The following is a 26,375-nucleotide window of genomic DNA, read 5'->3' as shown; positions in this document are numbered from 1 at the left end:
GCCCGGCACCGCACGGCCCGGCCAATCCGCGCCCCGCGCGTGTGTCGGGCGAGCGTACCGCGCCGCCGCACCCGGATGGCCGCAGCCGACCGGAGTCGTTACGGCCGGAGTTGTCAGACCCGCTCGTGCAGGCCCAGGTTCTGGTAGATCTCCAGCGTCGCGGTGGAGTGGTTGAGCGTGATGAAGTGCAGCCCTGGCGCGTCCTCGGCCAGCAGGCGCTCCGCCATCCCGGTGGCGTACTCCACACCGACCTCACGGACCGCCGCCGGGTCGTCGGCGACCGCCCGCACCCGCTCGGCGAGTGCCGGCGGGAAGTCCGCGTTGCTGAGCTTGGCGAAGAAGTCGATCTGCTTGACGTTGGTGACCGGCATGATCTCCGGGATGATCGGCACATCGCAGCCGGCCGCGGCGACCCGGTCGCGCAGCCGCAGATAGTCCTCCACATGGAAGAACATCTGGGTGATGGCATAGTCCGCCCCGGCCCGCACCTTGGCCACAAAGTGCCGGATGTCCGCCTCCCACGTCTCCGACCTGGGGTGCATCTCGGGGAACGCCGCGACGCCCACGCAGAAGTCGCCGATCCCCTTGATCAGCTCCACCAGCTCGGCGGCGTAGTCGACCCCCTCCGGGTGCCGCACCCACTCGCCCATGGGGTCGCCGGGCGGGTCGCCGCGCACCGCGAGCACATTGCGGACGCCCTCGTCGGCGTAGTGGCCGATGATGTTGCGCAGCTCGGCGACCGAGTGGCCGACCGCGGTGAGGTGGGCGACCGGGGTGAGGGTGGTCTCGGCGGCGATCCGGCCGACCATGTCGACGGTGCGGTCTCGGGACTTGCCGCCGGCTCCGTAGGTCATGCAGACGAAGTTGGGAGCGAGCGGCTCCAGCCGCCGGATGGCGTCCCAGAGCCTGCGCTCGGCCTGCTCGGAGCGGGGCGGCATGAACTCGAAGGAGAAGGAGCGGTGCCCCGCCGCCAGCAGTTCGCGGACGGTGGCCGCGCGGTCCGTTCTGGTGGAGGGGATGCCCAGTGCCATACGTGCAGGTTATCCGCGATCCGGACACCCGGTGCAGATCGCGTCCACCTCGTGAGACATCGCAGCGGAAGGCCGCCTGCACGGCCCGCCGTCGTGTCCGGTTAGGCTGGCGTTCCACCCATTCGCACCGGAGCTGCACCGTGACCCTGCCCGCCGTCGACACCGCCAACCCCGTGGACCGGGAGGGGCTGCGGCTGCGCGTCAACCGGGCGCTGACGGAGTTCCTGGCCGGGCAGGAGGTCCTGCTGGCCAGCATCTCCCCGCAGCTGTCAGAGGCGTCCACCGCACTGCGCGACTTCCTGCTGGACGGCGGCAAGCGGCTGCGGCCCGCCTTCTGCTACTGGGGCTGGCGGGGCGCGGGCGGCGGGGCCGGCACCGATGGGATCGTGGCCGCGGCCGCCGCCCTGGAGCTGCTGCAGGCCAGTGCGCTGATACACGACGACCTGATGGACCGCAGCGACACCCGCCGCGGGGTGCCCTCGGTGCACCGCCGCTTCGAGATGCTGCACCGGGCCGGCGGCTGGCGCGGCGACCGCGGCCAGTACGGGGCGTCGGCCGCGGTGCTGCTGGGCGACATGCTGCTCTGCTGGTGCGACGAGCTCTTCCTGCGGTGCGGCCTGGACCCGGCGGCGGTGCTGGCCGCCAAGCCGCTCTTCGACCTGATGCGCACCGAGGTGATGGCCGGGCAGTACCTGGACGTCCTGGAGCCGGTGGCGGGCGACTCCCTCGGCGAGGGGGCCGCGGCGCGGGCGATGGACGTGGTCCGCTACAAGTCGGCCAAGTACTCCGTGGAGCGTCCGCTGCAGGTGGGCGCGGTGCTCGCGGGTGCGGGACCGGCGCTGGCGGATGCCTACGGGGCCTTCGGCCTGCCGCTGGGCGAGGCGTTCCAGCTGCGCGACGACCAGCTGGGCGTCTTCGGCGACCCCGCGGTGACCGGCAAACCGGCCGGTGACGACCTGCGGGAGGGCAAGCGGACCCTGCTGGTGGCGCTGACCATGGAGTCCTGCTCCCGCGCCGATGCGCGGCTGCTGGACGAGCGGCTGGGTGCACCCGATCTGGAGCCCGCCGAGGTGGAGCGGCGCGGGATCATCGCCGCCAGCGGCGCTCCGGAGCGGGTGGAGCAGCGGATCGAGGCCTTGCTGGCAGAGGCACTCGCGGCCCTGGAGGCAGTGCCGCTGGCCGACGGCCCGGCCCGCGATGCGCTGCGGGCCCTGGCCTCGGCCGCCACCGTGCGGCGGTACTGAGGTACCGCCGCACGGCTTCCGGTGTCAGCGCCCGACGCACCCGGTGTCAGCGCCCGACGCAGTCTGCGTCAGAACTCGCGCACCCGGCGGGCCAGCTCGGCGGCCGCGGCACCCGGGTCGTCCGCCGCGGTGATCGCCCGGACCACCACGACCCGCCGGGCGCCCGCCTCCAGCACCTGGTCGAGATTGCCGGCGTCGATGCCGCCGATCGCGAACCAGGGCCGGGCAGGCTGCAGCTTGGCCGCGTACTCCACCAGGCCGAGGCCCGGGGCGTGGCGGCCCGGCTTGGTGGGGGTGGGCCACACCGGACCGGTGCAGAAGTAGTCCACGCCGGGTTCCGCGATGGCCGCGTCCACCTCCGCCTCGGCGTGGGTGGACCGTCCGACGACCATGCCGTCGCCGACGACGGCCCGGGCATACCGCACCGGCAGGTCGCCCTGGCCGAGGTGGAGGACGTCTGGGCAGGCGGCGTGCGCGATGTCCGCGCGGTCGTTCACCGAGAGCATCCTGCCGTGGCGGCGGCAGGCGTCGGCGAAGACCTGGAGGATCTCCAGCTCCTCCGCCGCCTCCAGCGCCTTGTCGCGCAGCTGGACGATGTCCACGCCGCCCGCCAGCACGGCGTCCAGGAACTCGGGGAGGTCGCCCTGCGTCCGTCGGGCGTCGGTGCACAGGTAGAGACGGGCGTCGGCGAGCCGCGCCCGGATGGGGTCCGTCACCGCGTCAGACCGCCATCGCCTGGGCGCGGCGCTTGACCTCGGTTCCGCGGTTCTCCCGCAGCGCCTGGACGGGGGTGCCGGGCAGGGTGGGGTCCTCGGTGAAGAGCCACTCCAGGGCCTCCTCATCGCTGAACCCGCTGTCCCTGAGCACGGTCAGGGTCCCGATCAGGCCCTTGACCGGCTTGTCTTCGCTGATGAAGGCGGCGGGGACCTGGAGGGCGTTGTTCTCTCCGCGGCGAACCGCGATCAGGTCGCCCTCCTTGACCATCTGACGGACCCGGGTGACCTCCACACCCCACAGCTCGGAGATGTCGGGCAGGTACATCCAGGTCGGGACAAGGGCTTCAATCTTGGGATCGATCTCGCTCACGCGTCCAGACTGCCATCAGCCGGGCCCGGATGGGTAACTCCGGCGGCCGTTCCGGTGTCGCGGGCCGCCCCGTACGGCCCTGCGGCCGGGCTGCCCGGGGCGACACCCGGCGGTGTTCCCGCCCGTCCCGGATCAGCGCACCGCGGACTTCAGAGGTGTGCCGGGGTCGGCCGCCGCGGCGGGGTCGAGGGGGGTGGCGCGTTCGATCAGCCTGCGGCCCTGGGCGAGGTCGCGCGGGCGGTCCACGGCCAGCAGGGCGACCGGGACGTCGCCGCGCAGCCACAGCACCGTCCAGCCGGCGTCCTCGGGTGCGCCGCGCCACAGCAGCCGGTCGGCGGCCGGGTGGTGGCCCGCGTACTGGACCATGCGGCCGAACTGCTCGGACCAGAAGTACGGCACCGGGTCGTACGGTGCCCCGTCCCCGCCGAGCAGGTCCGCGGCGACGGTGCGGGCGCCGTGCAGGGCGTTGTCCCAGTGCTGGACGGTGAGCCGGGTGCCGAAGCGTCCGGAAGGGAAGGAGGCGCAGTCGCCGAGCGCATGGACGCCGGACAGGGTGGTGCGCAGCCTGGCGTCGGCGAGCACCGCGCCGTGGTCGTCCAGGGTCACTCCGGAGTCGCCGAGCCACCCGGTGGCGGGCCGCGCCCCGACACCCACGACCACCGCGTCCGCCTCCAGCAGGGTGCCGTCGGCCAGGTGGACGGCGGCGGCCTCGACCTCGGCGACCGGTGAGCCGGTACGCAGCTCCACCCCCGCGGCCGCGTACCAGTCACGGGTGAGCCGCCCGAGCTCGGCGGGGAGGGCACCGGGGAGGGGCTCGGGGCCGGCCTCCACCACGGTGACCCCGCAGCCGAGCGCGGCGGCGGCGGTGGCGGTCTCCGCGCCGATCCAGCCGGCGCCGACGATCACCACCCGGGCGCCGGGCCGCAGTGCGGCCCGCAGTGCCAGCGCGTCGTCCACGGTGCGCAGCAGATGCACCCCCGGGACGCCGAGCGCACCGGGCAGCGGCACGGCGGAGGCTCCGGTCGCGGCGACCAGGTGGTCGTAGTGCACTGGTCCGCCGTCGGTGACCACGATCCGCTCGGCGCCCTCCAGCCGCAGGGCGCGCCGGCCGGTGAGCAGCTCCACGTCGAGTGCCGCCCAGTCGAGGTCGAAGACCGTGCTGTCGGCCTTGCCGGCCAGGACGTCCTTGGAGAGCGGCGGCCGGTCGTACGGCGGGTGCGGCTCGTCGCCGAGCAGGGTCAGCCTGCCCGTCCAGCCGTGCTCCCGCAGGGCGGCGGCGGTCTGCGCGCCGCCGACCCCGGCGCCCACGATCACGATCCTGTCGTCGCTGCTCAGATCTGCCACCGGCTCAATCTAACGGCTCAGTGCCCGCGGTCCGGCAGATGCGGGCGGTCATCGCAGGGGTTCCACTCGGATCATGGACAACTACTCTCCGACCCAACTGGCAGTGGACGGGAACTACCCCCTGCTGGGGCTCTTCCTGACGATGCTGTGGCTCTTCGTCTGGGTGCTCTGGTTCTTCCTGCTGTTCCGGGTGATCACCGACCTCTTCCGGGACGACTCCCTCAGCGGCTGGGCCAAGGCCGCCTGGATCATCGTGGTGATCGTGCTGCCCTACCTGGGGGTGCTGGTCTACCTGATCGTCCGCGGCAGGGGGATGAGCAGCCGGGAACAGCACGCGATGAAGGAGCAGCAGAAGGCCGTCGACTCGTACATCAGGGAGACGGCGGCTGCCCCGAGCAGCGCCGACCAGCTGCACAAGCTGTCGGAGCTGAAGGCCCGCGGCGACCTGTCCGCCGAGGAGTACGAGCGGGCCAAGGCGAAGATCCTCGGCTGAGCCGGCGGCCGCACCCGGGGACCGGCCCTGGGGGCGGCCGTCGGGCGGAGATAGGCTGTGGGCGTACACACGGGAGCCTGGCGCACCGGGCTGAGAGGGAGGCTGCGGCGGCCTCCGACCGTCCGAACCTGATCCGGGTCATGCCGGCGAAGGGAGAGTCGCAGCCTTGCTACGCACCCATACCGACGTCCTGGTCGTCGGCGGCGGCATCATCGGGCTGGCCGTCGCCTGGCGTACGGCGCAGCGCGGGCTCAGCGTCGCCGTGCTTGACCCCGACCCGGGGCACGGGGCCGCACAGGTGGCCGCCGGGATGCTCGCCCCGGTGACCGAGCTGCAGTACGGCGAGGAGCCGCTGCTGCGTCTGGGCATGGCCTCCAACGCCCGTTATGCGGACTTCGCGGCGGAGCTGGAGCAGGCCTCCGGCCTGCCCACCGGCTATCGGGCCTGCGGCACCCTGGCGGTGGCGCTGGACTCCGACGACCGGACGGAGCTCCAGGAGCTGTACGCCTTCCACCAGCGGCTCGGGCTGACCTCCCGCTGGCTCACCGGCCGTGAGGCCCGCCGGCTGGAGCCCATGCTGGCACCGTCGGTGCGCGGCGGTCTCCAGGTGGAGGACGACCACCAGGTCGACGGGCGCAGGGTCGGCGCGGCTCTGCTGGAGGCATGCCGCCGGGCCGGCGTGGAGCTGGTCCGGGCCCGCGCCGGGCGGCTCACCGTGGAGCAGGACCGGGCGACCGGTGCGGTGGCCGAGGACGGCCGGCAGCTGACCGCCGACCAGGTGGTGGTGGCGGCCGGCAGCCACAGCCATCTGCTGCCGGGGCTGCCCGAGGGGGTGCTGCCACCGGTGCGTCCGGTGAAGGGCCAGGTGCTGCGGCTGCGCATACCCCCGGTCTACGCACCGTTCCTCTCCCGCAACATCCGCGCGGTGGTCCGCGGCTGCCACATCTACCTGGTGCCGCGTGCGGACGGCGAGCTCGTGGTGGGGGCCACCATGGAGGAGCTCGGCCATGACACCACCGTGACCGCCGGCGGCGTCTACGAGCTGCTGCGCGACGCCCATGAGCTGATCCCCGGCATCACCGAGCTGCCGCTGGTGGAGACCTCCGCCGGGCTGCGTCCGGGCTCGCCGGACAACGCCCCGCTGCTGGGTCCCACCGGCCTGGACGGACTGGTCGCCGCCACCGGCCACTTCCGCAACGGGGTACTGCTGGCCCCCGTCACCGGGGACCTGGTCGCCGAGTACCTGGCGGCCGGGCGGCTGCCGGAGCTCGGCGTGCCCTTCCTTCCCACCCGTTTCACCCGCTCCGCCGCTCAGGAGGCCCTGCGATGACCACCGCACACCACCCCGCGCAGATCGACCTCTCCGTGAACGGCGAGCCCCGCAGCGTCCCCGGCGGGGCGACCCTCGCCGATGTGGTGGCCGCGCTGAGCACCGCCCCCAGCGGGGTGGCCGCAGCCGTCAACGAGGCGGTGGTACCGCGCAGCGCATGGGGGGCCACCGCGCTGGCGGCGGACGACCGGATCGAGATCCTCACCGCGGTCCAGGGAGGCTGAACCATGGCCGACGACATCCTCACCATCGCCGGTACCCCCTTCGGCTCCCGGCTGATCATGGGCACCGGCGGTGCCCCCAGCCTGGAGGTGCTGGAGCAGGCGCTGAAGCTCTCCGGCACCGAGCTGACCACGGTGGCGATGCGCCGGGTGGATCCCACCGTGAAGGGCTCGGTGCTGGAGGTGCTGGCGCGCAACTCCATCCGGGTGCTGCCCAACACCGCGGGCTGCTTCACCGCCGGTGAGGCGGTGCTCACGGCGCGGCTGGCGCGCGAGGCGCTGGGCACCGACTGGGTGAAGCTGGAGGTGGTCGCCGATGAGCGCACCCTGCTGCCGGACCCGGTGGAGCTGCTGGACGCCGCCGAGATCCTGGTCGACGACGGCTTCACCGTGCTGCCGTACACCAATGACGACCCGGTGCTGGCCCGGAAGCTGGAGGACGCGGGCTGCGCCGCGGTGATGCCGCTGGGATCGCCGATCGGCTCCGGTCTGGGCATCCGCAATCCGCACAACTTCCAGCTGATCGTGGAGAACGCCGGGGTGCCGGTGATCCTGGACGCGGGCGCGGGCACCGCGTCGGACGCCGCCTTCGCCATGGAGCTAGGCTGCGACGCGGTGATGCTGGCCTCGGCCGTCACCCGCGCCCAGGACCCGGCGCTGATGGCCGACGCGATGCGCCGGGCGGTGGAGGCGGGGCGGATGGCCCGGCGCGCGGGGCGCATCCCGCGCCGGTTCCACGCCGAGGCCTCCTCACCGCTGGAGGGACGTGCGGAACTGGACCACCGGGAGATGCCCGCCTTCTGAAACGGAACCGCCTTCTGAAACGGAACCGTCACAGGTCACCCGCGAGGGGGTTCCGGCTGTCCGCTCCGGGCCCCTGCGGCGGCGGTCGCCTTTAGACTCCCCTCGTGGACACGACGTTGCACGACCCGCTCATCGGAGCGCTGCTCGACGGCCGCTACCGGGTCGAGCAGCGTCTCGCGGTGGGCGGCATGGCCACCGTCTACCGGGGTACGGACACCCGGCTGGACCGCGTGCTGGCCCTGAAGGTGATGCATCCGGCACTGGCCGCGGACTCCGAGTTCACCAGCCGTTTCATCCGCGAGGCCAAGGCCGTCGCCCGGCTGGCGCACCCCAATGTGGTCAATGTCTTCGACCAGGGTGCCGACGGCTCCTGCGTCTTCCTCGCGATGGAGTACGTGCCCGGCTGCACACTGCGGGACGTCCTGCGCGACCGGGGCGCGCTCTCCATCCGGGCCGCCCTGGACATCCTTGAGCCGGTGCTGGCTGCGCTGGGCGCCGCCCACCGGGCCGGCCTGGTGCACCGCGACGTCAAGCCCGAGAACGTCCTGATCACCGAGGGCGGCCTGGTGAAGGTCGCCGACTTCGGCCTGGTCCGCACCGTCTCCGCGGACACCGCCTCCACCGGCTCGACCCCGATGCGCACGGTCATCGGCAGCGTCTCCTATCTCTCACCCGAGCAGATCCAGCAGCGCCCCGCCGACCCCCGTTCGGACGTCTACGCCTGCGGCATCGTGCTCTACGAGATGCTGACCGGCCGCAAGCCGCACTCCGGGGACTCCCCCACCCAGGTCCTCTACCGGCATCTCAACGAGGACGTGCCGCCGCCGTCGCTGGCCGTCCCCGGCCTGCCCCGCGAGCTGGACGCCATCGTGTCCGGCGCCACCGCCCGCGACCCCGGCCGCCGTCCCTACGACGCCGTGGAGCTGCTGGCCGCCCTGCAGCGGCTGCGCCGCTCGCTGGCCCCCACGCAGCTGGACGCCGAGCCGCCCGCCTCCACCCGCTCCACCCCGCAGTACTCCACCAGCGAGGCCACCACCATGCTGCCGGCCGTCCCCGCCGGGGAGGCACCCGAGCACACCAGTGTGCTGGAGCTGCCCACCGACCTGGTGATGCCGCAGAGCCGGCCGTACGACGAGCCCGCCGTGTTCACCGAGCCCGCGCCGCGGCGGTCGCGGCGGGGGCTGGTCACCGTGGCGGCGCTGACCGCGCTGGTGGTGGCGGTGGGACTGGCGACCTGGCTGCTGTCGGGGGCGCTGTACACCACCACCCCGAGTGTGCTGGGCCTCACCCGGCAGGCGGCGGCGGCCCGGCTGGACTCGGCGGGGCTGACCGCCGACTTCACCGAGTCCTTCTCCGAGACGGTGCCGCAGGGCCAGGTGATCGAGAGCGACCCCGGACCGGGCTCCCGCGCCCGCAAGGACGACCCGGTCACCGTGGTGCTCTCCAGGGGGCCGGAGCGGATCGCGGTGCCGGCGGTGGTCGGCAAGTCGCTGGAGGCCGCACGCAAGCTGCTCACCGACGCAGGACTGGCTCCCGGCACCACCACCGCGGACTTCAGCGACGCCATTCCGCAGGGCTCGGTGATCGGCGCCAGCCCCGCGGTGGGCGCCCGCCTGGCCCGGGAGACACCGGTGTCGCTGGTGGTCAGCAAGGGCCCGGCGCCACTGCCGGTACCGCAGGTGGTCGGCGAGCCGGTGGACGACGCCCAGCAGGACCTGACCGACCAGGGCTTCGCCGTGCAGATCAGCCCCGACCAGGTGTTCTCGGACACGGTGGAGCCCGGTTCCGTCGCCTCGCAGAGCCCCGACGACCGGGCCGGTCCCGGCGCCACCGTGACGCTGACGGTCTCCAAGGGCCCCCAGCTCTTCCCGGTGCCGGACGTCCGCGGCCACTCCGAGGAGGAGGCCACCGCGATCCTCCAGCAGGCCGGCTTCCAGGTGCGCGCGGTACGGCTGAACCCGTTCGGCAACCCCACGGTGCACAACCAGTCCCCTAGCGGCGGCGACCAGAAGCCCAAGGGCTCCACGATCACCATCGTGCTGCTCTGAAGCGGCCGCCCGGGCGGTTTCCGCCGGGTATGTTGACTGACGGCGGGTCGACTCCCGGACGGAGGGCACAGCTGCGCGCCGTACTGTCTTCACCGAGGACCACGAGGTGTTCCGGGGTACCGTCCGCAGCTTCATGGCCAAGGAGGTCGTCCCCGCCCACCCGGAGTGGGAGCGGGTCGGCCACCCGCCGCGGGAGTTCTTCCTGCGCCTGGGCGAGCTCGGGGTCTTCGGCATCGAGGCACCGGAGGAGTTCGGCGGTGCCGGGCTGTCCAGCTACAAGTACCACGCGGTGCTCGCGGAGGACGATCCCACCCACCTCGACGCACTGAGAACCGCCCTGGCGGTGGGCGTCTCCTTCCGGGACGAGCTCACCGAGCTCTTCCAGCTGATCCCCACCGATCTCGACCACACCTTTGGGTAAGGATTCATGCACAAGCGCACCGTAGTGGTCACCGGCGCCTCCTCAGGGATCGGCCTGGCCACCGCGCAGCGGTTCGCCTCGGCCGGGGACCAGGTCGTCAACTTCGACCTGCGTCCCCCGGCCGGGGACGGCTGCGCGGGGGAGTGGGTCGAGGTCGATGTCACCGACTGGGCAGCGGTGGCCGCCGCCGTCGACAGGGTGGCCGAGACCTACGGCACCGTCGACGTGGCGATCGCCAACGCCGGGATCAGCCTGCGCAGGACGTTCCTGGAGATGACCGAGAAGGACGTCCGCGCACTGCTGGACATCAACCTCATGGGGGTCATCGCCCTCTGGCAGGCCGCCGCCCGGCACATGGTCGCGGCCCGCAGCGGAGTGCTGCTCGCCACGGCCTCCACCAACGGCACCGCCGGATACCCGTACTACGCGGACTACAACGCCTCCAAGGCCGCCGTGCTCGCCCTGGCACGCACCCTGGCGCTGGAGCTCTCACCGCATGTGCGCACCGCCTGTGTCAGCCCCGGCTATGTGATGACGCCGATGCAGCGCGCCGAGTACACCGACGAGATGCTGGCGGAGGTCAATGCGCGGATCCCGGCCGGCCGGCACGCGGACCCCGCCGAGATCGCCGAGGCATTCCACTTCCTGGCGTCGCCGCAGGCCCGGTTCATCACGGGCCAGCAGCTGATCGTGGACGGCGGCGAGCTGGCGGGCGGCACCGCCTCGTCGCACGGCGTCGTCTTCGGCGGCCAGGACCAGTGAACGGAACAGAGCAGCGGGGCCAGAGAGGACAACCCCCCACCATGACAACCACCCAGCAACAGCCTGCCCTCCCGGCGGTGGCGGACATCCTCGGCTCCGCCGCCGCGGGCTGCGAGACCCTGGACCTCGGTGCCGGCCTCACCGCCACCGTCATCGTCCGGCCCGGGGCCGTACTGAACCTCTCGGCCCAGGAGCGGGTGTACGCGGCGCTCATCCCGGTGACCACCAGCAGCTTCGGCGCCGACATGACGCCGTACTGGGCGCAGCGCAGCAAGGAAGGCTATCTGGAGCGCCTTGCCGAGTTCGTCCTGATCGCCGGCGAGGACGGCCGGATGGTCGGCTGGACGGGCTTCCACGTCCTGCCGTACGACGGCTTCACCCTGGTCTACCTGGACTCCACCGGAATGGTCCCCACCCGTCAGTCCGGCGGTGTGATGCGGCGGTTGATGCGGGACCGGGTCACCGGGGCCGCGGTGGCGGCGTGCCCGGCGGGCAGCCCGGTCTATCTCACCGCCCGCACCGAGAGCCCGATCTTCTACCGGTTGATGCGCGGACTGCTGCCGGCCCCCGAGGCGCTCCATCCGCAGCCGTCCGCCGCCGCTCCCGGCGACGTGGTGGAGGCGGCCCGCCACCTGGCCAGGTGGCTGGGGCAGGAGGGCATCCTGGACGCCCCCGCGCTGACCGTCCGCGGTGCCTATGACGCGCTGGACGCGCTCTACGGGGAGCTGCCCACCACCGGCGACGCCGAGCTGGACAAGCTCTTCCGCGGCCAGCTGGGGCCGCTGGACGCCTTCCTGCTCGTGGGCCGCGTCCGCTGACCTTCAACTCAACTCGGAATTGGCGGCCAGAATTATTTCCGCCCGGGCGCTCATCGCCGCCAAAGCATATTCGCGGAATGGCTGCCAACCGCTGCCGACCACCAGTGGACGTCGATTCCCCATGTCGATCTCTCCGCTCGTGGCAGATGCCGCCCCCTGTGACAGGGTCAGGCCAGGGGCTGACGTTCCGTAGAGTCAACGCTGCTCAGCGGGCCCGCCGTTCACATCTCCGGGCCGTCGCCCGGCCGTTCCTGGTAGGAGTAGCGCTGTTCCTGCCAGGGGTCACCGATGTTGTGGTAGCCGCGCTCCTCCCAGAAGCCTCGGCGGTCGGCCCGCATGTACTCCACGGCCCGCACCCACTTGGGCCCCTTCCAGGCATACAGATGCGGTACCACCAGGCGGACCGGGAATCCGTGCTCCACGGTCAGCGGCTCCCCGTTCCGGTGGGTGGCGAAAAGCGATCGCTCGTCGGCAAAGTCGGCCAGTCGAAGATTGGAGCTGAAACCGTACTCGGCCCACACCATCACATGGGTGACATCCGGTGCCGGCGGAGCGAGCTCCAGCACCGTACGGGTGGCGACCCCGCCCCATTCGTTGCCCAGCATCGAGAACCGGGTGACGCAGTGCAGATCCCCCCGCACCGTGGTTCTCGGCAGCACCGAGAACGCCTCATGGTCCCAGCTGTGCTTCTCCCCCGAGGCGGTGGCGCCGAAGACCTGGAACTCCCAGGTCAGCGGCTTGAACCTGGGCACAGGGCCATAGTGCAGAACCGGCCACCCGCGCTGCAGCCGCTGCCCCGGCGGCAGCCGCGGATCGGCTTCCCCCTGCCGGGCGGGCTGCTGCTGTCGTTCCATGACTCCATGGTCTCAGAGCGCCGACGAACCACCGACGGCCACCCCTGAAACACACCAAGCGCCTCAAGTGCGCACTTACTGGAACTTCCGCCCCACCCGGTGCCACGATTCCCCCACCGGCCACATCCATCAACAGGAGCGTGCACTCATGCAGGGCGACCCCGAGGTCATCGAGTTCCTCAACGAGCAGCTGACCGGTGAGCTCACCGCGATCAACCAGTACTTCCTGCACGCCAAGCTGCAGGAGAACCACGGCTGGACCAAGCTCGCCAAGTACACCCGGCACGAGTCCTTCGACGAGATGAAGCACGCCGAGATCCTCACCGACCGGATCATCTTCCTGGACGGCCTGCCCAACTACCAACGGCTCTTCCACGTCAGGGTGGGCCAGTCGGTCCGGGAGATGTTCGAGGCGGACCGCCAGGTCGAGGTGGAGGCCATCGACCGGCTCCGCCGGGGCATTGTGGTCATGCGCGCCAAGGGCGACATCACCTCGGCCAACATCTTCGAGTCGATCCTCGAGGACGAGGAGCACCACATCGACTATCTGGACACCCAGCTCGAACTGCTGGACACCCTCGGCGAGGCGCTCTACCTCGCCCAGCAGATCGAGCAGCCGGAGAGCTAGGGCCGACCCCGCACCTCCCGGCCGCCAGGCTGGGGGAGGGCAAACGTTGGCGGGGTCGGCACTAGTGCCGACCCGGCACTAGGCCGCGTCCGGCAGCCCCAGCTTGGCGGCAAGCCGCGCAGTGGGGCACGGCCGTGCACCGTGGTGCCCCAGCAGCGCCTGTATCCGGCGGACGCAGGACCCGCAGTCGGTTCCGGCCCCGCAGCCCTTGGCAATCGCCCTGGGCGTGGAGGCGCCCCCCTGGATCTCCTCACGGACCCGCTGCTCGGTGACCGCATGACAACTGCAAACGTACACCCGGTCCTCCTGAGCCAAGGCTTGCCTTACTGCACTAAGCCTAACCTTAGTCACGGGATGCGAAAAGCCCCCTCGGAGAGTCTCCGAGGGGGCTTTCGTCACACTCAGACGCCGCGGTACATCTCCGCGACCAGGAACGCCAGATCCAGCGACTGGCTGCGGTTGAGCCGCGGGTCGCACGCCGTCTCATAGCGCTGGTGCAGGTCGTCCACCATGACCTCGTCGCCGCCGCCGACACACTCGGTGACGTCGTCGCCGGTCAGCTCCACATGGATGCCGCCCGGGTGGGTGCCCAGCCCCCGGTGCACCTCGAAGAAGCCCTTGACCTCGTCCAGCACATCGTCGAAGCGCCGGGTCTTGTGGCCGGTCTCCGCCTCGAAGGTGTTGCCGTGCATCGGGTCGCAGATCCAGACCACCTGCGCACCGGACGCGGTGACCTTCTCGACCAGGGCGGGCAGCCGGTCGCGGACCTTCCCCGCGCCCATCCGGGTGATGAAGGTGAGCCGGCCGGGCTCCCGCTCCGGGTCCAGCCGGTCGATCAGGGTGAGGGCCTCCTCCGGCGTGGTGGTCGGGCCCAGCTTCACCCCGATGGGGTTGCGGATCCGGGAGGCGAACTCCACATGCGCATGGTCCAGCTGCCGGGTCCGCTCACCGATCCACACCATGTGGCCGGAGACGTCGTACAGCTCACCGGTACGCGAGTCGGTCCTGGTCATGGCAGTCTCGTAGTCGAGCACCAGCGCCTCGTGCGAGGAGAAGAACTCCACCGTCTTGAACTCCTCCGGGTCGACCCCGCAGGCGTGCATGAAGGCCAGTGCGTTGTCGATCTCCTTGGCCAGCGACTCGTACCGCTGCCCGGCCGGGGAGTTCCGCACGAAGTCCTGGTTCCAGGCGTGCACCTGCCGAAGGTCGGCGTATCCACCCGTGGTGAAGGCGCGCACCAGGTTGAGCGTGGCCGCGGAGGCGTTGTACATCCGCTTCAACCGCTCCGGGTCCGGGATCCGGGACTCGGGGGTGAACTCGAAGCCGTTCACCGAGTCGCCCCGGTAGACCGGCAGCGTCACGCCGTCCCTGGTCTCGGTGGGCTTGGACCGCGGCTTGGAGTACTGCCCGGCGATCCGTCCCACCTTCACCACCGGCACCGAAGCCGCATAGGTGAGGACCACCGCCATCTGGAGCAGCGTCTTCAGCTTGTTGCGGATGTGCTCGGCCGAAACGCCGTCGAAGGCCTCGGCGCAGTCGCCTCCCTGGAGCAGGAAGGCCTCACCACGCGCCACCGCGGCCAGCCGGGTGCGCAGCTGGTCGCACTCGCCGGCGAACACCAGCGGGGGATAGGAGGCGAGGTCCGCAAGAGCCTTGCGCAGCGCCTCGGGGTCCGGCCATTCAGGCTGCTGCGCCGCGGGAAGGGACTGCCAGGTGTGCAGATCATTCACGGTCACGCACCCAAGGCTACGGCCTGCCACTCGCGAACCCTTCCCGATGCCCGCAGACTGAGACACGCGGCGGACAGATTCCGCTAGAGTCAGCGGCATGAACGCGCCGTACACCCGCTCCTGGTGGTGGACCGTCCCCGTGGCGGCCCATTGATCGCGCGTCCCTGACGACACGACGGCCGCCCCCCGGGGCGGCCGTCGGCGTATCGAGGCGACCTTCCCGGACAGCGGAGCCCACACTCCCGCGGAAGGACCCCCATGACCGACCTCCTGGCCCGCCTCGCCGAGGCCCCGGCCTTCGCCCTGCTCCACCGCCGCACCCCCCGCCTGACGCCGGACACCGTCGAGGTGCTGTTCGGCGAGATGGGCACCCATGAGAGCCTCGCCGACCTCCCGCTGCCCGAGGGCGCACCCGCCTCCCGCACCCCGGTCCACGACCTGCTCGCCCTCATCCCCTACCGGCAGATCCGGGAACGGGGCTTCCGGGCCCACGACGACGGCACCCCCCTCCAGGCCCTGCGCATCACCGAGCAGCACACCGTTCCGCTCGGGGACCTGCTCGCCGCTCTTCCCCGGCACCCCGTCCGGCTCGACGACGGCGCCTTCGACATCGACGACGCCGCCTACGCCGACATCGTCCGCCGGGTGATCGAGGACGAGATCGGCCGTGGCGAGGGCGCCAACTTCGTGATCCGCCGCGACTTCACCGGCACGCTGCGCGACTTCGGCCCCGGCATGGCACTGACCCTCTTCCGCCGCCTGCTGGAGCAGGAGCGCGGCGCCTACTGGACCTTCCTGGTGCACACCGGGGAGCGGACCCTGGTCGGCGCCAGCCCCGAGGTCCATGTCCGCCAGACCGGCGGCACCGTGGTGATGAACCCCATCTCCGGCACCTACCGCTACCCCGCCGGCGGCCCCACCCTCACCTCGCTGCTGGACTTCCTGCACGACCCCAAGGAGCTGGAGGAGCTCACCATGGTGGTCGACGAGGAACTCAAGATGATGTGCACCGTCGGCGACCTCGGCGGCCAGGTCCTCGGCCCCCGGCTGAAGGAGATGGCCCACCTCGCCCACACCGAGTACGAGCTGCGCGGCCGCACCAGCCTGGACGTCCGCGAGGTGCTGCGCGAGACCATGTTCGCCGCCACCGTCACCGGCAGCCCCGTGGAGAACGCCACCCGGGTGATCTCCCGCTACGAGTCCACCGGCCGCGGCTACTACTCCGGCGCGCTCGCCCTGATCGGCCGCACCTCCACCGGCGGGCAGACGCTGGACTCCCCCATCTGCATCCGCACCGCCGACATCGACCCGTCCGGGCGTCTGACCGTACGGGTCGGCGCCACCCTGGTGCGCCACTCCGACCCCGGATCCGAGGTCGCCGAAACCCACGCCAAGGCCGCCGGGGTGCTCACCGCCATCGGCGCCCGCGCCGCGGCCCGGCCGGCCGGGCCCGCCGCCACCCGCCAGCTCGCCGACGACCACCGCGTCCAGTCCGCCCTGGACGCCCGCCGCGCCGGCCTGGCGCCGTTCTGGCTCCGTATGCAGCAGCCCGCACCGCCGACCGGCGCCCACACCCTGGTGGTCGACTGCGAGGACACCTTCACCTCGATGCTGGCGCATCTGCTGCGCTCGCTCGGCCACCGGGTCACCGTCCGTCGCTATGACGCACCCGGGCTGCGCGAGGCCGTCGCAGCACATGACGGCCCGCTGGTCCTCGGCCCCGGCCCCGGTGACCCCAGGGATGCGGCCGACCCCAAGATGCGGCTGATGCGCCAGGTCGTCTCCGGCGCCCTCGCCAACCACCGGTCGGGCCTGCTCGCGGTCTGCCTCAGCCTCCAGCTCCTCGCCGCCGAGCTGGGCCTGCCGCTGCACCGCAAGCACACCCCGTACCAGGGCGCCCAGGAGGAGATCGACCTCTTCGGCGTACGGCAGACCGTCGGCTTCTACAACACCTTCACCGCGCGCGCCGACGACGCCGATGCCGCCCGCCTCGCCGCCCGGGGAATCCAGCTCTCCCGGGACCCCCTCACCCACGACGTCCACGCCCTGCGCGGCCCCGGCTTCGCCGGCGTGCAGTTCCACCCCGAGTCCGTCCTCACCCGCGACGGCCACTCCATCGTGGCCGACCTCCTCCCGGCCGCCGTCCGCAGCGCCCGGCTGTAGTGCCGCACCTGGGCCGGGCGCCGCGTCGCGGTGCCAGGCCCGGGTGGAGGCGGCCCCAGCAGACAACTGCGGCTGCACCCTGGCCCCGATCCGCCCGGCCTGCAACGCTCGGAACCATGGCAGCCACAGACACCCCCGGGCCGCGGAACGCCATCACCGACGTCCCCGGGGTCCGCGTCGGCCATGCCCGCCTCCCCGGCGACCGCTCGCTGAGCGGCACCACGGTCGTCCTGGTCCCGCCCGGTGGTGCGGTGGCCGCGGTGGACGTCCGCGGCTCGGGTCCCGGCACCCGCGAGACCGACGCCCTGGAACCCGGCAATCTGGTGCAGCGCGTCGACGCCGTGGTCCTCACCGGCGGCAGCGCGTACGGCTTGGCCGCCGCCGACGGGGTGGCGGCCTGGTTGGAGGAGGCGGGGCGCGGCCATCCCATGGGGTCGGAAACGACGCATGTGGTGCCGGTCGTCCCCACCGCGGCGCTCTTCGACCTCCGCCGGGGCGGCGACTTCCGGGCCCGCCCCGATGCGTCGACCGGCCGCGCCGCCGTCATGGCCGCGGCCGCCTCGGAGCAGGCCGGGCCGGTGCCGCAGGGCTCGGTGGGTGCGGGCACCGGAGCGATGACGGCGGGGATGAAGGGCGGTGTCGGTACGGCCAGCGTGCGGCTCGCGGACGGCACCACGGTGGCCGCCCTGGTCGCGGTGAACGCGCTGGGCTCCACCGTCGACCCGGCCACCGGGCTGCCCTATGCCTTCGGCGACGGTCTGCGCCTCCCCGACGGCAGGCCCGAGTTCCCTTTGCGCGTCCCCGGCCCGGCGGCGGCCGAACGCGCCCGGCTGCGTCTCGCCGAACTCTCGGCCGAACGCGACCTGTCCGCCTCGGGCAGCACCCTGAACACCACCCTGGGCGTGATCGCCACCGATGCCTGCCTGAACCGCTCCCGGGCCCGCAAACTGGCGGGCGCCGCCCATGACGGCATGGCCCGGGCCGTACGCCCCTGCCACACCCTCTTCGACGGCGACACGGTCTTCGCCCTGGCGACCGGCACCCGCAGCGCCGTCGCAGCCTCCGACCAGGAGGTGAACGGGCTCATAGCCGCGGCAGCCGACGTCTTCGCCCGCGCCGTGGTGCACGCCGTCCTCAGCGCCGAGTCGGTCACCACCCCCTGGGGCCACCTCCCGGCGTACCGCGAGCTCTACCCGGAGGCCTTCGACGCCCGAGCCGCCTGGTCGTGAACGTCCAGGTCCAGCGCGAACAGCAGCTCGGCCAGGCAGTCGCTGACCCCCCGTCCCGCGGTGTCCAGCACGATCCGGTCGCGGTGCCACGGCTGGTAGTCCCGGCTGCGGACCGCCTCCCAGTCGGGCAGCGGCAGACCGGGGATGTCCACGCTCCTGGAGGCCACCCTGCGCCGGTGCTCCACCTCGTCCGAGCAGACCACCTCGACCTCGGCGACCACCGCCCCGGCCCGCAGCCCGGTGTCCCGCCAGGCGTCGCGGGTGACGGCCAGCGGGTTGACGGACTCGGCGACCACCCAGAGACCCTGCCGCAGATGCTCCTCGGCCAGGGCGTAGCCGACCGCGTAGCCGGCCGGCCCGACGGGGTGCCGGGCCAGGCCCGACCGGACGATCGCCTGCTCCACCGTGTCGATCCGCAGGTGGACGGCGCCGGTCCGGCGGGCCAGGGCACGACTCAGTGTCGTCTTTCCGGTTGCGGGCAGACCGCACATGACGATGAGCATGCTCCATCATGCACAGCCGCCGCCCGCAGACCGGGGCCTCAGCCGAAGAAGACGTCGAACTCCGCGTAGAGAGACGGGTCCACGGTCTTGATCCGGGCGGTGGCGTCGGACAGCGGGGCGCGGACGATGTCGGTTCCGCGCAGCGCCACCATGGTGCCGAAGTCACCGTCGCGCACCGCGTCGACGGCGTGCAGTCCGAAGCGGGTGGCCAGCCAGCGGTCGAAGGCGGTCGGCGTCCCGCCGCGCTGGATGTGGCCGAGCACCGTGGTACGGGCCTCCTTGCCCGTACGGGCCTGGATCTCGCCGGACAGCCACTCGCCGACACCGGACAGCCGGACATGGCCGAAGGCGTCCAGGGAGTCGTCCTTGGTGACCATCGTGCCCACCGCGGGGGAGGCGCCCTCCGCAACCACCACGATCGGGGCGTAGTTGATCTTGAAGCGGTTCTCCACCCACCCGCACACCCGGTCCAGGTCGAAGGGGTGCTCCGGGATCAGGATCACATTGGCTCCCCCGGCTATCCCGGAGTGCAGCGCGATCCATCCCGCATGGCGCCCCATCACCTCCACCACCAGCACCCGCCGGTGCGACTCGGCGGTGGTGTGCAGTCGGTCGATCGCCTCGGTGCAGATGTTGACAGCGGTGTCGAAGCCGAAGGTGTAGTCGGTGCCGTCCAGGTCGTTGTCGATGGTCTTGGGCACGCCGACGACCCGGACGCCCTCCCTGCTGAGCGCGGCCGCCACACCCAGGGTGTCCTCGCCGCCGATCGCGATCAGCGCGTCCACCTCGTGCTTGGCCAGGTTCTCCTTGACCCGCCGCACCCCGCCGTCGACCTTCAGCGGGTTGGTGCGCGAGGAGCCCAGGATGGTGCCGCCGCGCGGCAGGATGCCCCGCACCGCGGGGACGTCCAGCTGCATGGTCTGGTTCTCCAGCGGCCCGCGCCAGCCGTCGCGGAAGCCGATGAACTCGTAGTCGTGAGTCTGCACGCCCTTGCGCACGATGCCGCGGATGACCGCGTTGAGCCCGGGGCAGTCGCCCCCGCCGGTGAGCACTCCGATCCGCATGGTTCTTCCCCTCCGACCGTGTAGGTGGCACAGGAACCCGCAGAGACGAGTGTGACCCGGATCACCCCACAGCGGCAGAGGGCAGGCGGTGTCCAGAACTGACGTGCCGTCAGCTCTCGTCCAGGCCCTGCTCTATGGCGTACCGCACCAGCTCCACCCGGTTGTGCAGCTGGAGCTTGCCCAGGGTGTTCTGCACATGGTTCTGCACGGTGCGGTGCGACAGCACCAGCCGCTCGGCGATCTGGCGGTACGACAGCCCCTTGGCCACCAGCCGCAGCACCTCGGTCTCCCGGGCGGTGAGCTGCGGGGGCGCAGGGGTGCGGGCATCGGCCGGAAGGGGCTCGGCGGCCAGCCGGCGGAACTCCCCCAGCACCAGCCCGGCCAGACCCGGGGTGAAGACCGGGTCGCCGGCCGCGGTGCGGCGTACCGCGTCCAGCAACTCCTCCCGGGCGGCCGACTTCACCAGATAGCCGGTGGCCCCGGACTTCACCGCCTGGAGCACATCGGCGTGCTCCCCGCTGGCGGACAGCACCAGCACCCGCATCGCGGGATCGTGGGAGACCACCTCCCGGCAGACCTCCACACCGGGCAGTCCGGGCAGGTTGAGGTCCAGAACCAGCACCTGCGGGGCGGCGGCGCGGGCACGGCGCACCGCCTCACGGCCGTCCCCCGCCGTGGCCACCACGTCGAATCCGGCGTCGGCCAGATCCCGGGCCACCGCGTCGCGCCACATCGGGTGGTCGTCCACCACCATGACCCGGATCGGCGGGGCGTCCGGTCCGCGCCCGCTCGCATCCGCCCCGGCTGCCGTCATGTCCACCCGTCCTTCCCGCCGCGCGGGCGCGGAATCCTCAGCTCGACCTCCACGCCCTGGCCGGGCACGGAGCTGACGTCGGCACTGCCGCCGAGATCCCGCAGCCGGCCGCGGATGGACAGGGCGACACCCAGCCGGCCCTCGCGCTCCGCGTCCCTCAGCCGCTCCGGCGGGAATCCCGGTCCGTCGTCGCGGATGCTCACGATCACCTCGTCCGGCTCGTCCTCCAGCAGGATCCAGGCGTGGGCGCCCTCTCCCGCATGCCTGCGGACATTGTCCAGGGCCGCACCGACAGCGGCCGCGACCTCGGCCGCGGCCCCGCCCGCCAGCAGCACCGGGGTCCCGGGCGCGGAGACCGTCACCCCGGGGCCCGCACAGCCGCCCACCAGTGCCCGCAGATCGAGCGGCGCACTGCCGTCGCCTCGGAACCCGCCCGGCGCCGTGGCGTCCCCGGCCGGCCCCGCCGCGGCCGGCAGCTCCCCGATGGGCAGCGGACGGTCGGGCGGCAGGCCCCCGGAGACCAGTGCCCGCAGTGCGGCCTCCTGCTCCCCGGCCATCCTGCCGATCACCGCGGCCTCCCCGCCCAGCTCGGCGCCGCGCCGCTGCACCATGGCCAGCACCTGGAGCACCCCGTCGTGGATGTCGCGCGCCAGCCGCTCCCGCTCGCGGTTGGCCGCCTCCAACTGAAGCGCCCGGGCCAGCACGCTCTCACTGGCGCGAGCCAGCTCGATCACCCAGCCGATGGCGCACCCGGCGACCAGCAGCAGCACGATGTTGTGGACGTTGCTGGTGGTGACCGCGCCGCTCTCCACCACGTCGGCGGCGCCGATCACCGCGGAGGCCGCCGCTGCCGCCCGCCAGCCGCCCTTGGCGGCGAACCCCAGTACCGTCCCGGCCGCCCACACCGTCGGCATGGTGGCCTCCCCGGCCAGCACCCGCGCCGGGTCGTCGAAGGCCCGGGTGAGCACGATGCCGGTCACGGCCACCACCGCGTCGGCGGCCAGCAGCGGCCAGCGGCAGCGTTCCGCCGAGAGGAAGGACCGGGCGGTCGCCAGGGTCCACACGGTGAGCACACCCATGTAGAGCCAGCCCCCGACCGGGTGGGCGTAGTGCTGATAACCGGTGAGATAGCGGATCAGGGCGTAGCCGAGGGTCGCGATCCGGAAGACCGCTATCGCCCGCCACATCGGCAGTTCCACCGACATGCCGCCGCCGGGCCCGGTGCCCCGCACCGGGCTGCCTGCTGCGACCACGTTCCCCGCCCCCCTGCCGGCGCTCAGCCGGCCGCTGAACCGTCCCTGGGCTCCGCCGTCTCCTGCACCGGCTGCTCCGCCGCCGCCGCCTCGGCCGGCTCCTCGGCCGCCTCCGGCGCGGCTGCCGCGTCCTGCGCCTTGGCCGCCGCCTGCTCGGCCTTCTGCGCCGCCTTGCGCTCCCCGTCGGCCTTCTTCTTGTCCTCGGCGATCCGGCGCTTGGCCGCGGTGGCGTAGATGTCCACGTACTCCTGGCCGGAGAGCTTCATGATCTCGTACATGACCTCGTCGGTCACCGAGCGCAGGATGAAGCGGTCGCCCTCCATCCCCTGGTAGCGGGAGAAGTCCAGCGGCCTGCCGACCCGGATGCCGGGGCGGACGCCGAAGTTGGGGACCACCTGGCCGGGCGGCTGCACCTTCTCGGTGTCGATCATCGCCACCGGGATCACCGGGGCACCGGTGGCCAGCGCCACCCGGGCCAGGCCGCCGACCTTGCCGCGGTAGAGCTTGCCGTCGGGCGAGCGGGTGCCCTCGGGGTAGACGCCGAAGAGCTCACCCCGCTCGATCACCGCGATACCGCTGCGGATGGCGGCCTCACCGGCGCCGCGGCTGCCGGACCGGTCCACCGGCAGCTGGCCCACGCCCTTGAAGAAGGCCGCGGTGAGCTTCCCCTTGAGGCCAGGGGTGGTGAAGTACTCCGCCTTGGCGATGAAGGTCACCCGGCGCTTCATCAGCGCGGGGAGGAAGAAGGAGTCCGAGAAGGACAGATGGTTGCTGGCGATGATGGCGGGACCCTCGTCGGGAATGTTCTCCAGCCCCTCCACCCACGGGCGGAAGAAGATCCGCAGCACTGGGGAGACGATCATCTTCATGAACCGGTAGAACAACGCCTGACCTCCTGAGTCCCGGACCGATAGAACCTTAATGCCGATCCGGGCAAAGTCTCTCCCCCGGAGCCCCCGGTCCGGCGGTGTCCCCCCGGGCGCTGTACGGTTCCGCGCCTTCGTGGGACGATGCGGGCCCCGCCGCGCGAAGGAGCCCGCTATGCCGCTGCTGCCCGGTGCCGAACCGTTTCATCACAAGGGCGGACCAGTGGGCGTCCTGCTGTGCCACGGGTTCACCGGGTCACCGCAGTCACTGCGCCCCTGGGCCGACCGCCTCGCGGCCGACGGTCTCACCGTCTCACTGCCGCTGCTCCCAGGCCACGGCACTCGCTGGCAGGAGATGCAGGTCACCCGGTGGGAGGACTGGTACGCCGAGGTGGACCGCGAACTGCGGCGCTGGCGGCCGACTGCGAACAGGTCTTCGTCTGCGGCCTCTCCATGGGCGGCGCGCTGGCCCTGCACCTCGCCGCACAGCACGGCGCCGCCGTCTCCGGACTGGTGCTGGTCAACCCCTCGGTCCGCTCCGACAGCCCGGCCACCGCGCTGCTGCCGGTGCTGCGGCACCTGGTCCCCAGCATCCCCGGGGTCGCGGGCGACATCGCCCGTGAGGGCGGAGCGGAGGTCGCCTACGACCGGACACCGCTGCACGCCGCCTGGTCGCTGGCCCGGCTGTGGCGCACCGTGCAGCAGGAACTGCCGCAGGTCACCCAGCCGCTGCTGCTCTTCCGCAGCCCCGGGGACCACATCGTCTCCCCGGCCAACGCACGACTGCTGCTCGGCCGCATATCCTCCACTCAGGTGGAGGAGCGACTCTGCGAGCGCTCCTTCCATGTGGCCACGCTGGACCACGATGCCGAGGCGATCTTCGACGGCAGTCTCGAGTTCATCCACCGTCTGGCACCGGCCGCCAAGGCCGACCCGGTCTGACCGGGCCGACGGGGCTACCGACACGAGGGGCTTGGGGACCACCGGTGCAGGAGAGCGACAAGACGGGCGAGGGCGCGGACCTGCCGGAGGACGGCGCGCAGCAGGGCGGCACGCCCGAGGACGGAACCGAGCGCCGGGCCGAGCCGCGGCCGCCGGCCGGCAGCCAGGCCGAGCAGGACGCCATCTTCAAGGAGCTGGTGGCGTCCTTCGACGCCCCGGTGGACCTCCGTACCTGGCCGGACTCGGAGGACCTCGGCGAGCCCCCTGGCAGGCCCCGCGGGAACGGCCCCGGCGACGTGGGCGACCTCAACCGGCTGGACGACTTCACCCCCCAGCCCCGCCCGCGGCCCGGCAACGTGCACCCGGCCTCCGGCCCCCGGGACTGGGACTCCCCCGAGAACCCGGACGACGACCACTTCGTCCCGCCGGAGCCGCCGCCGCTCCCCCGCACGGACACCACCGGCACTTTCGCCTGGATCGCCGTCATCGGCGGCCCGGTCCTGCTCTTCTTCTCCGCGCTGGCCTGGCGCGAGATCAGCGGCTGGCCCGCGGTGCTGGGCGTGACCGCCTTCATCGGCGGCTTCGTCACCCTGGTCGCCCGGATGAAGAACCGCGACGAGGACGACGACGACCCCCACGGCGGCGCCGTCGTCTGAGCGCCCGCGGCCCCGGGCCGGTCTGCGCGGCCCGGCCCGGGGCGATGGAAGCGCGGCCCGGGGCGGCGGGAGGACCGAGGTCCTAGGTCGCGGGGATGCGCAGCACCGCCAGCACCGGGAGGTGGTCGGTGGCCGCCGGCAGATCCGCCGGGGCAAGGCCGGGCAGCCGGTCCGGTACACCGCACGCCAGGACCTCCACCCCCGGGGTGGCGAAGACCGCGTCGATCCGCTGGTGCGGGTCGGCGGGCACGGAGGTCATCGCACCGCCCCACGGCGCCGCCGCCCAGCCGTCGCGCAGCCTGCCCGCGAGCAGCCGCCACGCCGGGCCGTCGGGGCGCTCGTTGAAGTCGCCGCCCACCACGCCGTACGGCACGCCCTGCCCGGCGAGGTGGTCGAGCAGCAGGGACGCCTGCTGGTACCGCTCCTCGCGGTCCAGGCTCAGATGGCAGCTGGTGACGGAGAAGGGCGCGGCCCGGCCGATGCGGACCGTGGCGGTGGCGAAACCGCGCTGGTGGAGGCCGGGGGTGCGGGGCAGCAGCAGGTCGTTGGTGCGTACCACGGTGGCACGGAGCCGGCCGAGCAGCAGCGGCCCGGCGGCGCTGCGGCCGCCGGAGAGCACCACGGTGCCGGTGCGGCGGGCGAGCCAGGCGGCCTGGTGGGCGGGGCGCCAGAAGCGGGGCGCCTCCTGGACGCAGACCAGGTCGGGGGCGCAGGCGCGGATCACCCGGACCACGGCGGCCCGGTCGTCGCGCAGCGAGCGGATGTTGTAACTGAGGACACGGATCCGCTCCGCGCCGTCGGGTTCGGGACCGGAGGCCGGCAGTTCGGGGCACGGGGGCGGCGCGAGCGGAGCGGCGGGGTCCTCGCCCATCGGCGGCCTCCTCACGGCGGTGCGGTGCGCCGGGGCCCGGCGCCGCGGCCGTGCTCCACGCTACGGCGGGACAGGAGGTGAGGGCTCCCGCCCCGCCGGAAGGTCGAGCGTCCGTCCGGGTCGGATCGTACGGGTCGGATCGTACGAGTCAGGCCGTACGAGTCGGGCCGTACGAGTCAGGCCGTACGGGCCAGGTCGCCCGCGCCGACGATGCCGGCCGCGGAACCCATGGAGGCGAGGACCACCTCGGCCCGCGGGCGGTGGACGCCGCCGGTGAGGTACTTCTCGAAGGCCTTGGCGACCGGGTCGAGCAGCAGCCGCCCGGCGTCCGAGACTCCGCCGCCGAGGACGAAGACCGCCGGGTCGAAGAGGGCTGCGAGGTCGGCCATGCCGCGACCGAGCCAGTCGGCGACCTCCTCGTAGCACTCCAGGGCGAGCGGGTCGCCCTCCTCCGCGGCCTCGGTGATGTGGATGCCGCGGATGGTCTCGGCGACTCCGTCGTTGAGGTCCAGCATCCGCTTGCCGGCGACCGGGTCGGCGGCGGCCTTCTCCCGGCCGTAACGGCGCAGGGAGCGGCCGGAGGCGTACTGCTCCCAGCAGCCCTTGCCGCCGCAGCCGCAGGGCAGGCCGTCCGGGATCATGTTGAGGTGGCCGATCTCGCCGGCCACGCCGAAGCGACCGCGGTGCAGCCGGCCCTCCAGCACGATGCCGCCGCCGATGCCGGTGCCCACGGTGATCAGCACCATGTCGTCGTGCTCGGCCGCGGCACCGAACCGGAACTCGGCCCAGGCGGCGCAGTTGGCGTCGTTCTCGATCACCGTGTCGAGGCCGGTGAGCTCCTCGATGCGCTGCTTGAGCGGCTCGTTCTCCCAGGCGATGTTGGGCGCCATGATCACGGTGGAGCGCTCACGGTTGATGTAGCCGGGCGCCCCCACTCCGACGCCGGCCACGTCGGGGTACTGCTCCTTCAACTCGCGTACGGCGTGCGCGATGGCATCGACGGCCCACTGCGGATCGGCCGGCGTGGGCACCCGCGTACGCGCGAGGATGCGGCCGCTCTCGTCGACCACGCCTGCCGCAATCTTGGTACCGCCGACGTCGACGCCGATGGTGAGTCCCATGTGTCCCTCAGTCATTCACTCGGTCCCCGCTGGGCGGTACCGTACCCGTCCGCGAGCGCTGGGTACACACCGCCCCGTA

At 72.7% G+C, this 26,375-nt stretch carries 27 protein-coding genes, 2 pseudogenes and 1 riboswitch; of the genes and pseudogenes, 15 read left to right on the top strand and 14 right to left on the bottom strand.

The window, feature by feature from the left end; all coding sequences use genetic code 11:
• Positions 1 to 113: 113 nt before the first annotated feature.
• Complete coding sequence (metF, locus tag AB0761_RS28740) at positions 114 to 1,031, bottom strand: methylenetetrahydrofolate reductase [NAD(P)H] (protein WP_377272045.1); 918 nt, start codon at positions 1,029 to 1,031, stop codon at positions 114 to 116.
• 140 nt (positions 1,032 to 1,171) lie between these two features.
• Between metF and AB0761_RS28735 the strand changes: the two genes are divergently transcribed.
• A complete protein-coding gene (locus AB0761_RS28735) occupies positions 1,172 to 2,275 on the top strand; it encodes a polyprenyl synthetase family protein (protein WP_377272043.1) in 1,104 nt (367 codons plus the stop codon).
• 68 nt (positions 2,276 to 2,343) lie between these two features.
• On the opposite strand, the gene thiE is transcribed toward AB0761_RS28735, so the two are convergent.
• The 3 genes from thiE to AB0761_RS28720 all read right to left on the bottom strand — a co-directional run bounded on the left by thiE (position 2,344) and on the right by AB0761_RS28720 (position 4,705).
• Positions 2,344 to 2,991: a thiamine phosphate synthase gene (gene thiE, locus AB0761_RS28730; RefSeq protein ID WP_377272042.1), complete on the bottom strand. Its 648-nt coding sequence runs from the start codon at positions 2,989 to 2,991 to the stop codon at positions 2,344 to 2,346.
• Positions 2,992 to 2,995: 4 nt separating this feature from the next.
• A complete protein-coding gene (locus AB0761_RS28725) occupies positions 2,996 to 3,361 on the bottom strand; it encodes an Rv2175c family DNA-binding protein (protein ID WP_377272041.1) in 366 nt (121 codons plus the stop codon).
• A 132-nt stretch (positions 3,362 to 3,493) separates the two neighbouring features.
• Positions 3,494 to 4,705 carry an NAD(P)/FAD-dependent oxidoreductase gene (locus tag AB0761_RS28720; protein WP_377272040.1) on the bottom strand — a complete coding sequence of 404 codons (1,212 nt, stop codon included), beginning with the start codon at positions 4,703 to 4,705 and terminating at the stop codon, positions 3,494 to 3,496.
• A 73-nt stretch (positions 4,706 to 4,778) separates the two neighbouring features.
• Between AB0761_RS28720 and AB0761_RS28715 the strand changes: the two genes are divergently transcribed.
• The 8 genes and pseudogenes from AB0761_RS28715 to AB0761_RS28680 all read left to right on the top strand — a co-directional run bounded on the left by AB0761_RS28715 (position 4,779) and on the right by AB0761_RS28680 (position 11,602).
• Positions 4,779 to 5,198, top strand: a complete 420-nt coding sequence (locus tag AB0761_RS28715; RefSeq protein WP_377272039.1) for an SHOCT domain-containing protein — start codon at positions 4,779 to 4,781, stop codon at positions 5,196 to 5,198.
• 59 nt (positions 5,199 to 5,257) lie between these two features.
• Positions 5,258 to 5,370, top strand: a riboswitch (TPP riboswitch).
• On the top strand, positions 5,365 to 6,528 hold the full coding sequence (gene thiO / locus AB0761_RS28710) for a glycine oxidase ThiO (RefSeq protein ID WP_377272038.1): 1,164 nt from the start codon (positions 5,365 to 5,367) through the stop codon (positions 6,526 to 6,528). Its footprint overlaps the riboswitch before it by 6 nt.
• Complete coding sequence (gene thiS, locus AB0761_RS28705) at positions 6,525 to 6,752, top strand: sulfur carrier protein ThiS (protein WP_377272037.1); 228 nt, start codon at positions 6,525 to 6,527, stop codon at positions 6,750 to 6,752. Before thiO ends, thiS begins: the two co-directional genes overlap by 4 nt.
• Positions 6,753 to 6,755: 3 nt before the next feature.
• The gene (locus AB0761_RS28700; RefSeq protein WP_377272035.1) at positions 6,756 to 7,553 is read left to right on the top strand and encodes a thiazole synthase; all 798 of its coding nucleotides are present in this window, start codon (positions 6,756 to 6,758) and stop codon (positions 7,551 to 7,553) included.
• 104 nt (positions 7,554 to 7,657) lie between these two features.
• Positions 7,658 to 9,601, top strand: coding sequence for a Stk1 family PASTA domain-containing Ser/Thr kinase (pknB, locus tag AB0761_RS28695; protein ID WP_377272034.1), 1,944 nt, complete (start codon positions 7,658 to 7,660; stop codon positions 9,599 to 9,601).
• Positions 9,602 to 9,677: 76 nt separating this feature from the next.
• A pseudogene (locus AB0761_RS28690) lies at positions 9,678 to 9,905 on the top strand (acyl-CoA dehydrogenase family protein); the annotation flags it as partial.
• Between the two features lie 123 nt (positions 9,906 to 10,028).
• Complete coding sequence (locus tag AB0761_RS28685) at positions 10,029 to 10,784, top strand: SDR family NAD(P)-dependent oxidoreductase (protein ID WP_377272033.1); 756 nt, start codon at positions 10,029 to 10,031, stop codon at positions 10,782 to 10,784.
• Positions 10,785 to 10,825: 41 nt separating this feature from the next.
• Positions 10,826 to 11,602, top strand: coding sequence for a hypothetical protein (locus AB0761_RS28680; RefSeq protein ID WP_377272032.1), 777 nt, complete (start codon positions 10,826 to 10,828; stop codon positions 11,600 to 11,602).
• A gap of 221 nt (positions 11,603 to 11,823) precedes the next feature.
• Here AB0761_RS28680 and AB0761_RS28675 read toward each other — a convergent pair whose 3' ends face one another.
• Positions 11,824 to 12,354: a molybdopterin-dependent oxidoreductase gene (locus tag AB0761_RS28675; protein WP_377272031.1), complete on the bottom strand. Its 531-nt coding sequence runs from the start codon at positions 12,352 to 12,354 to the stop codon at positions 11,824 to 11,826.
• A 9-nt stretch (positions 12,355 to 12,363) separates the two neighbouring features.
• Here AB0761_RS28675 and AB0761_RS28670 point away from each other — a divergent pair, with 9 nt between their 5' ends.
• Both AB0761_RS28670 and bfr read left to right on the top strand, forming a co-directional pair.
• On the top strand, positions 12,364 to 12,504 hold the full coding sequence (locus tag AB0761_RS28670) for a hypothetical protein (RefSeq protein WP_377272030.1): 141 nt from the start codon (positions 12,364 to 12,366) through the stop codon (positions 12,502 to 12,504).
• Positions 12,505 to 12,604: 100 nt separating this feature from the next.
• The gene (gene bfr / locus AB0761_RS28665) at positions 12,605 to 13,084 is read left to right on the top strand and encodes a bacterioferritin (RefSeq protein WP_377272029.1); all 480 of its coding nucleotides are present in this window, start codon (positions 12,605 to 12,607) and stop codon (positions 13,082 to 13,084) included.
• A gap of 78 nt (positions 13,085 to 13,162) precedes the next feature.
• Here the strand turns inward: bfr and AB0761_RS28660 are convergent, their stop codons facing one another.
• On the bottom strand, positions 13,163 to 13,381 hold the full coding sequence (locus AB0761_RS28660) for a bacterioferritin-associated ferredoxin (RefSeq protein WP_377272028.1): 219 nt from the start codon (positions 13,379 to 13,381) through the stop codon (positions 13,163 to 13,165).
• Between the two features lie 104 nt (positions 13,382 to 13,485).
• Positions 13,486 to 14,805 (bottom strand): class II 3-deoxy-7-phosphoheptulonate synthase, encoded by a 1,320-nt coding sequence (locus AB0761_RS28655; protein ID WP_377274372.1) that lies wholly within the window; start codon positions 14,803 to 14,805, stop codon positions 13,486 to 13,488.
• Positions 14,806 to 15,072: 267 nt separating this feature from the next.
• On the opposite strand from AB0761_RS28655, the gene AB0761_RS28650 reads away from it, so the two are divergent.
• A complete protein-coding gene (locus AB0761_RS28650; RefSeq protein WP_377272027.1) occupies positions 15,073 to 16,977 on the top strand; it encodes an anthranilate synthase family protein in 1,905 nt (634 codons plus the stop codon).
• Positions 16,978 to 17,093: 116 nt separating this feature from the next.
• Positions 17,094 to 18,206 (top strand): P1 family peptidase, encoded by a 1,113-nt coding sequence (locus AB0761_RS28645; protein WP_377272026.1) that lies wholly within the window; start codon positions 17,094 to 17,096, stop codon positions 18,204 to 18,206.
• Here AB0761_RS28645 and AB0761_RS28640 read toward each other — a convergent pair.
• From AB0761_RS28640 to AB0761_RS28620, 5 genes are all read right to left on the bottom strand, one after another.
• A complete protein-coding gene (locus tag AB0761_RS28640; protein ID WP_377272025.1) occupies positions 18,167 to 18,709 on the bottom strand; it encodes an AAA family ATPase in 543 nt (180 codons plus the stop codon). The two genes, AB0761_RS28645 and AB0761_RS28640, sit on opposite strands and share 40 nt — an antisense overlap.
• 38 nt (positions 18,710 to 18,747) lie before the next feature.
• The gene (locus AB0761_RS28635; RefSeq protein WP_377272024.1) at positions 18,748 to 19,773 is read right to left on the bottom strand and encodes a 6-phosphofructokinase; all 1,026 of its coding nucleotides are present in this window, start codon (positions 19,771 to 19,773) and stop codon (positions 18,748 to 18,750) included.
• 109 nt (positions 19,774 to 19,882) lie between these two features.
• On the bottom strand, positions 19,883 to 20,587 hold the full coding sequence (locus AB0761_RS28630) for a response regulator (protein WP_377272023.1): 705 nt from the start codon (positions 20,585 to 20,587) through the stop codon (positions 19,883 to 19,885).
• Positions 20,584 to 21,792 carry a MacS family sensor histidine kinase gene (macS, locus tag AB0761_RS28625; RefSeq protein WP_377274371.1) on the bottom strand — a complete coding sequence of 403 codons (1,209 nt, stop codon included), beginning with the start codon at positions 21,790 to 21,792 and terminating at the stop codon, positions 20,584 to 20,586. The genes AB0761_RS28630 and macS overlap by 4 nt, the downstream gene beginning before the upstream one ends.
• Positions 21,793 to 21,863: 71 nt before the next feature.
• The gene (locus AB0761_RS28620; protein ID WP_377274369.1) at positions 21,864 to 22,709 is read right to left on the bottom strand and encodes a lysophospholipid acyltransferase family protein; all 846 of its coding nucleotides are present in this window, start codon (positions 22,707 to 22,709) and stop codon (positions 21,864 to 21,866) included.
• Positions 22,710 to 22,881: 172 nt separating this feature from the next.
• Between AB0761_RS28620 and AB0761_RS28615 the strand changes: the two are divergent.
• Positions 22,882 to 23,648: pseudogene (locus tag AB0761_RS28615) on the top strand (alpha/beta hydrolase).
• 44 nt (positions 23,649 to 23,692) lie between these two features.
• Positions 23,693 to 24,304, top strand: a complete 612-nt coding sequence (locus AB0761_RS28610) for a hypothetical protein (RefSeq protein WP_377272022.1) — start codon at positions 23,693 to 23,695, stop codon at positions 24,302 to 24,304.
• A gap of 82 nt (positions 24,305 to 24,386) precedes the next feature.
• Here the strand turns inward: AB0761_RS28610 and AB0761_RS28605 are convergent, their stop codons facing one another.
• Together AB0761_RS28605 and AB0761_RS28600 are read right to left on the bottom strand one after the other, a co-directional pair.
• On the bottom strand, positions 24,387 to 25,175 hold the full coding sequence (locus tag AB0761_RS28605; RefSeq protein ID WP_377272021.1) for an endonuclease/exonuclease/phosphatase family protein: 789 nt from the start codon (positions 25,173 to 25,175) through the stop codon (positions 24,387 to 24,389).
• Positions 25,176 to 25,351: 176 nt separating this feature from the next.
• The gene (locus AB0761_RS28600; RefSeq protein ID WP_377274367.1) at positions 25,352 to 26,296 is read right to left on the bottom strand and encodes an ROK family glucokinase; all 945 of its coding nucleotides are present in this window, start codon (positions 26,294 to 26,296) and stop codon (positions 25,352 to 25,354) included.
• Positions 26,297 to 26,375 lie beyond the last annotated feature (79 nt).

This window comes from Peterkaempfera podocarpi, assembly GCF_042466665.1.
GTDB classification, from domain to species: Bacteria; Actinomycetota; Actinomycetes; order Streptomycetales; family Streptomycetaceae; genus Peterkaempfera; species Peterkaempfera podocarpi.
This window is presented reverse-complemented; position numbering and strand designations above follow the sequence as displayed.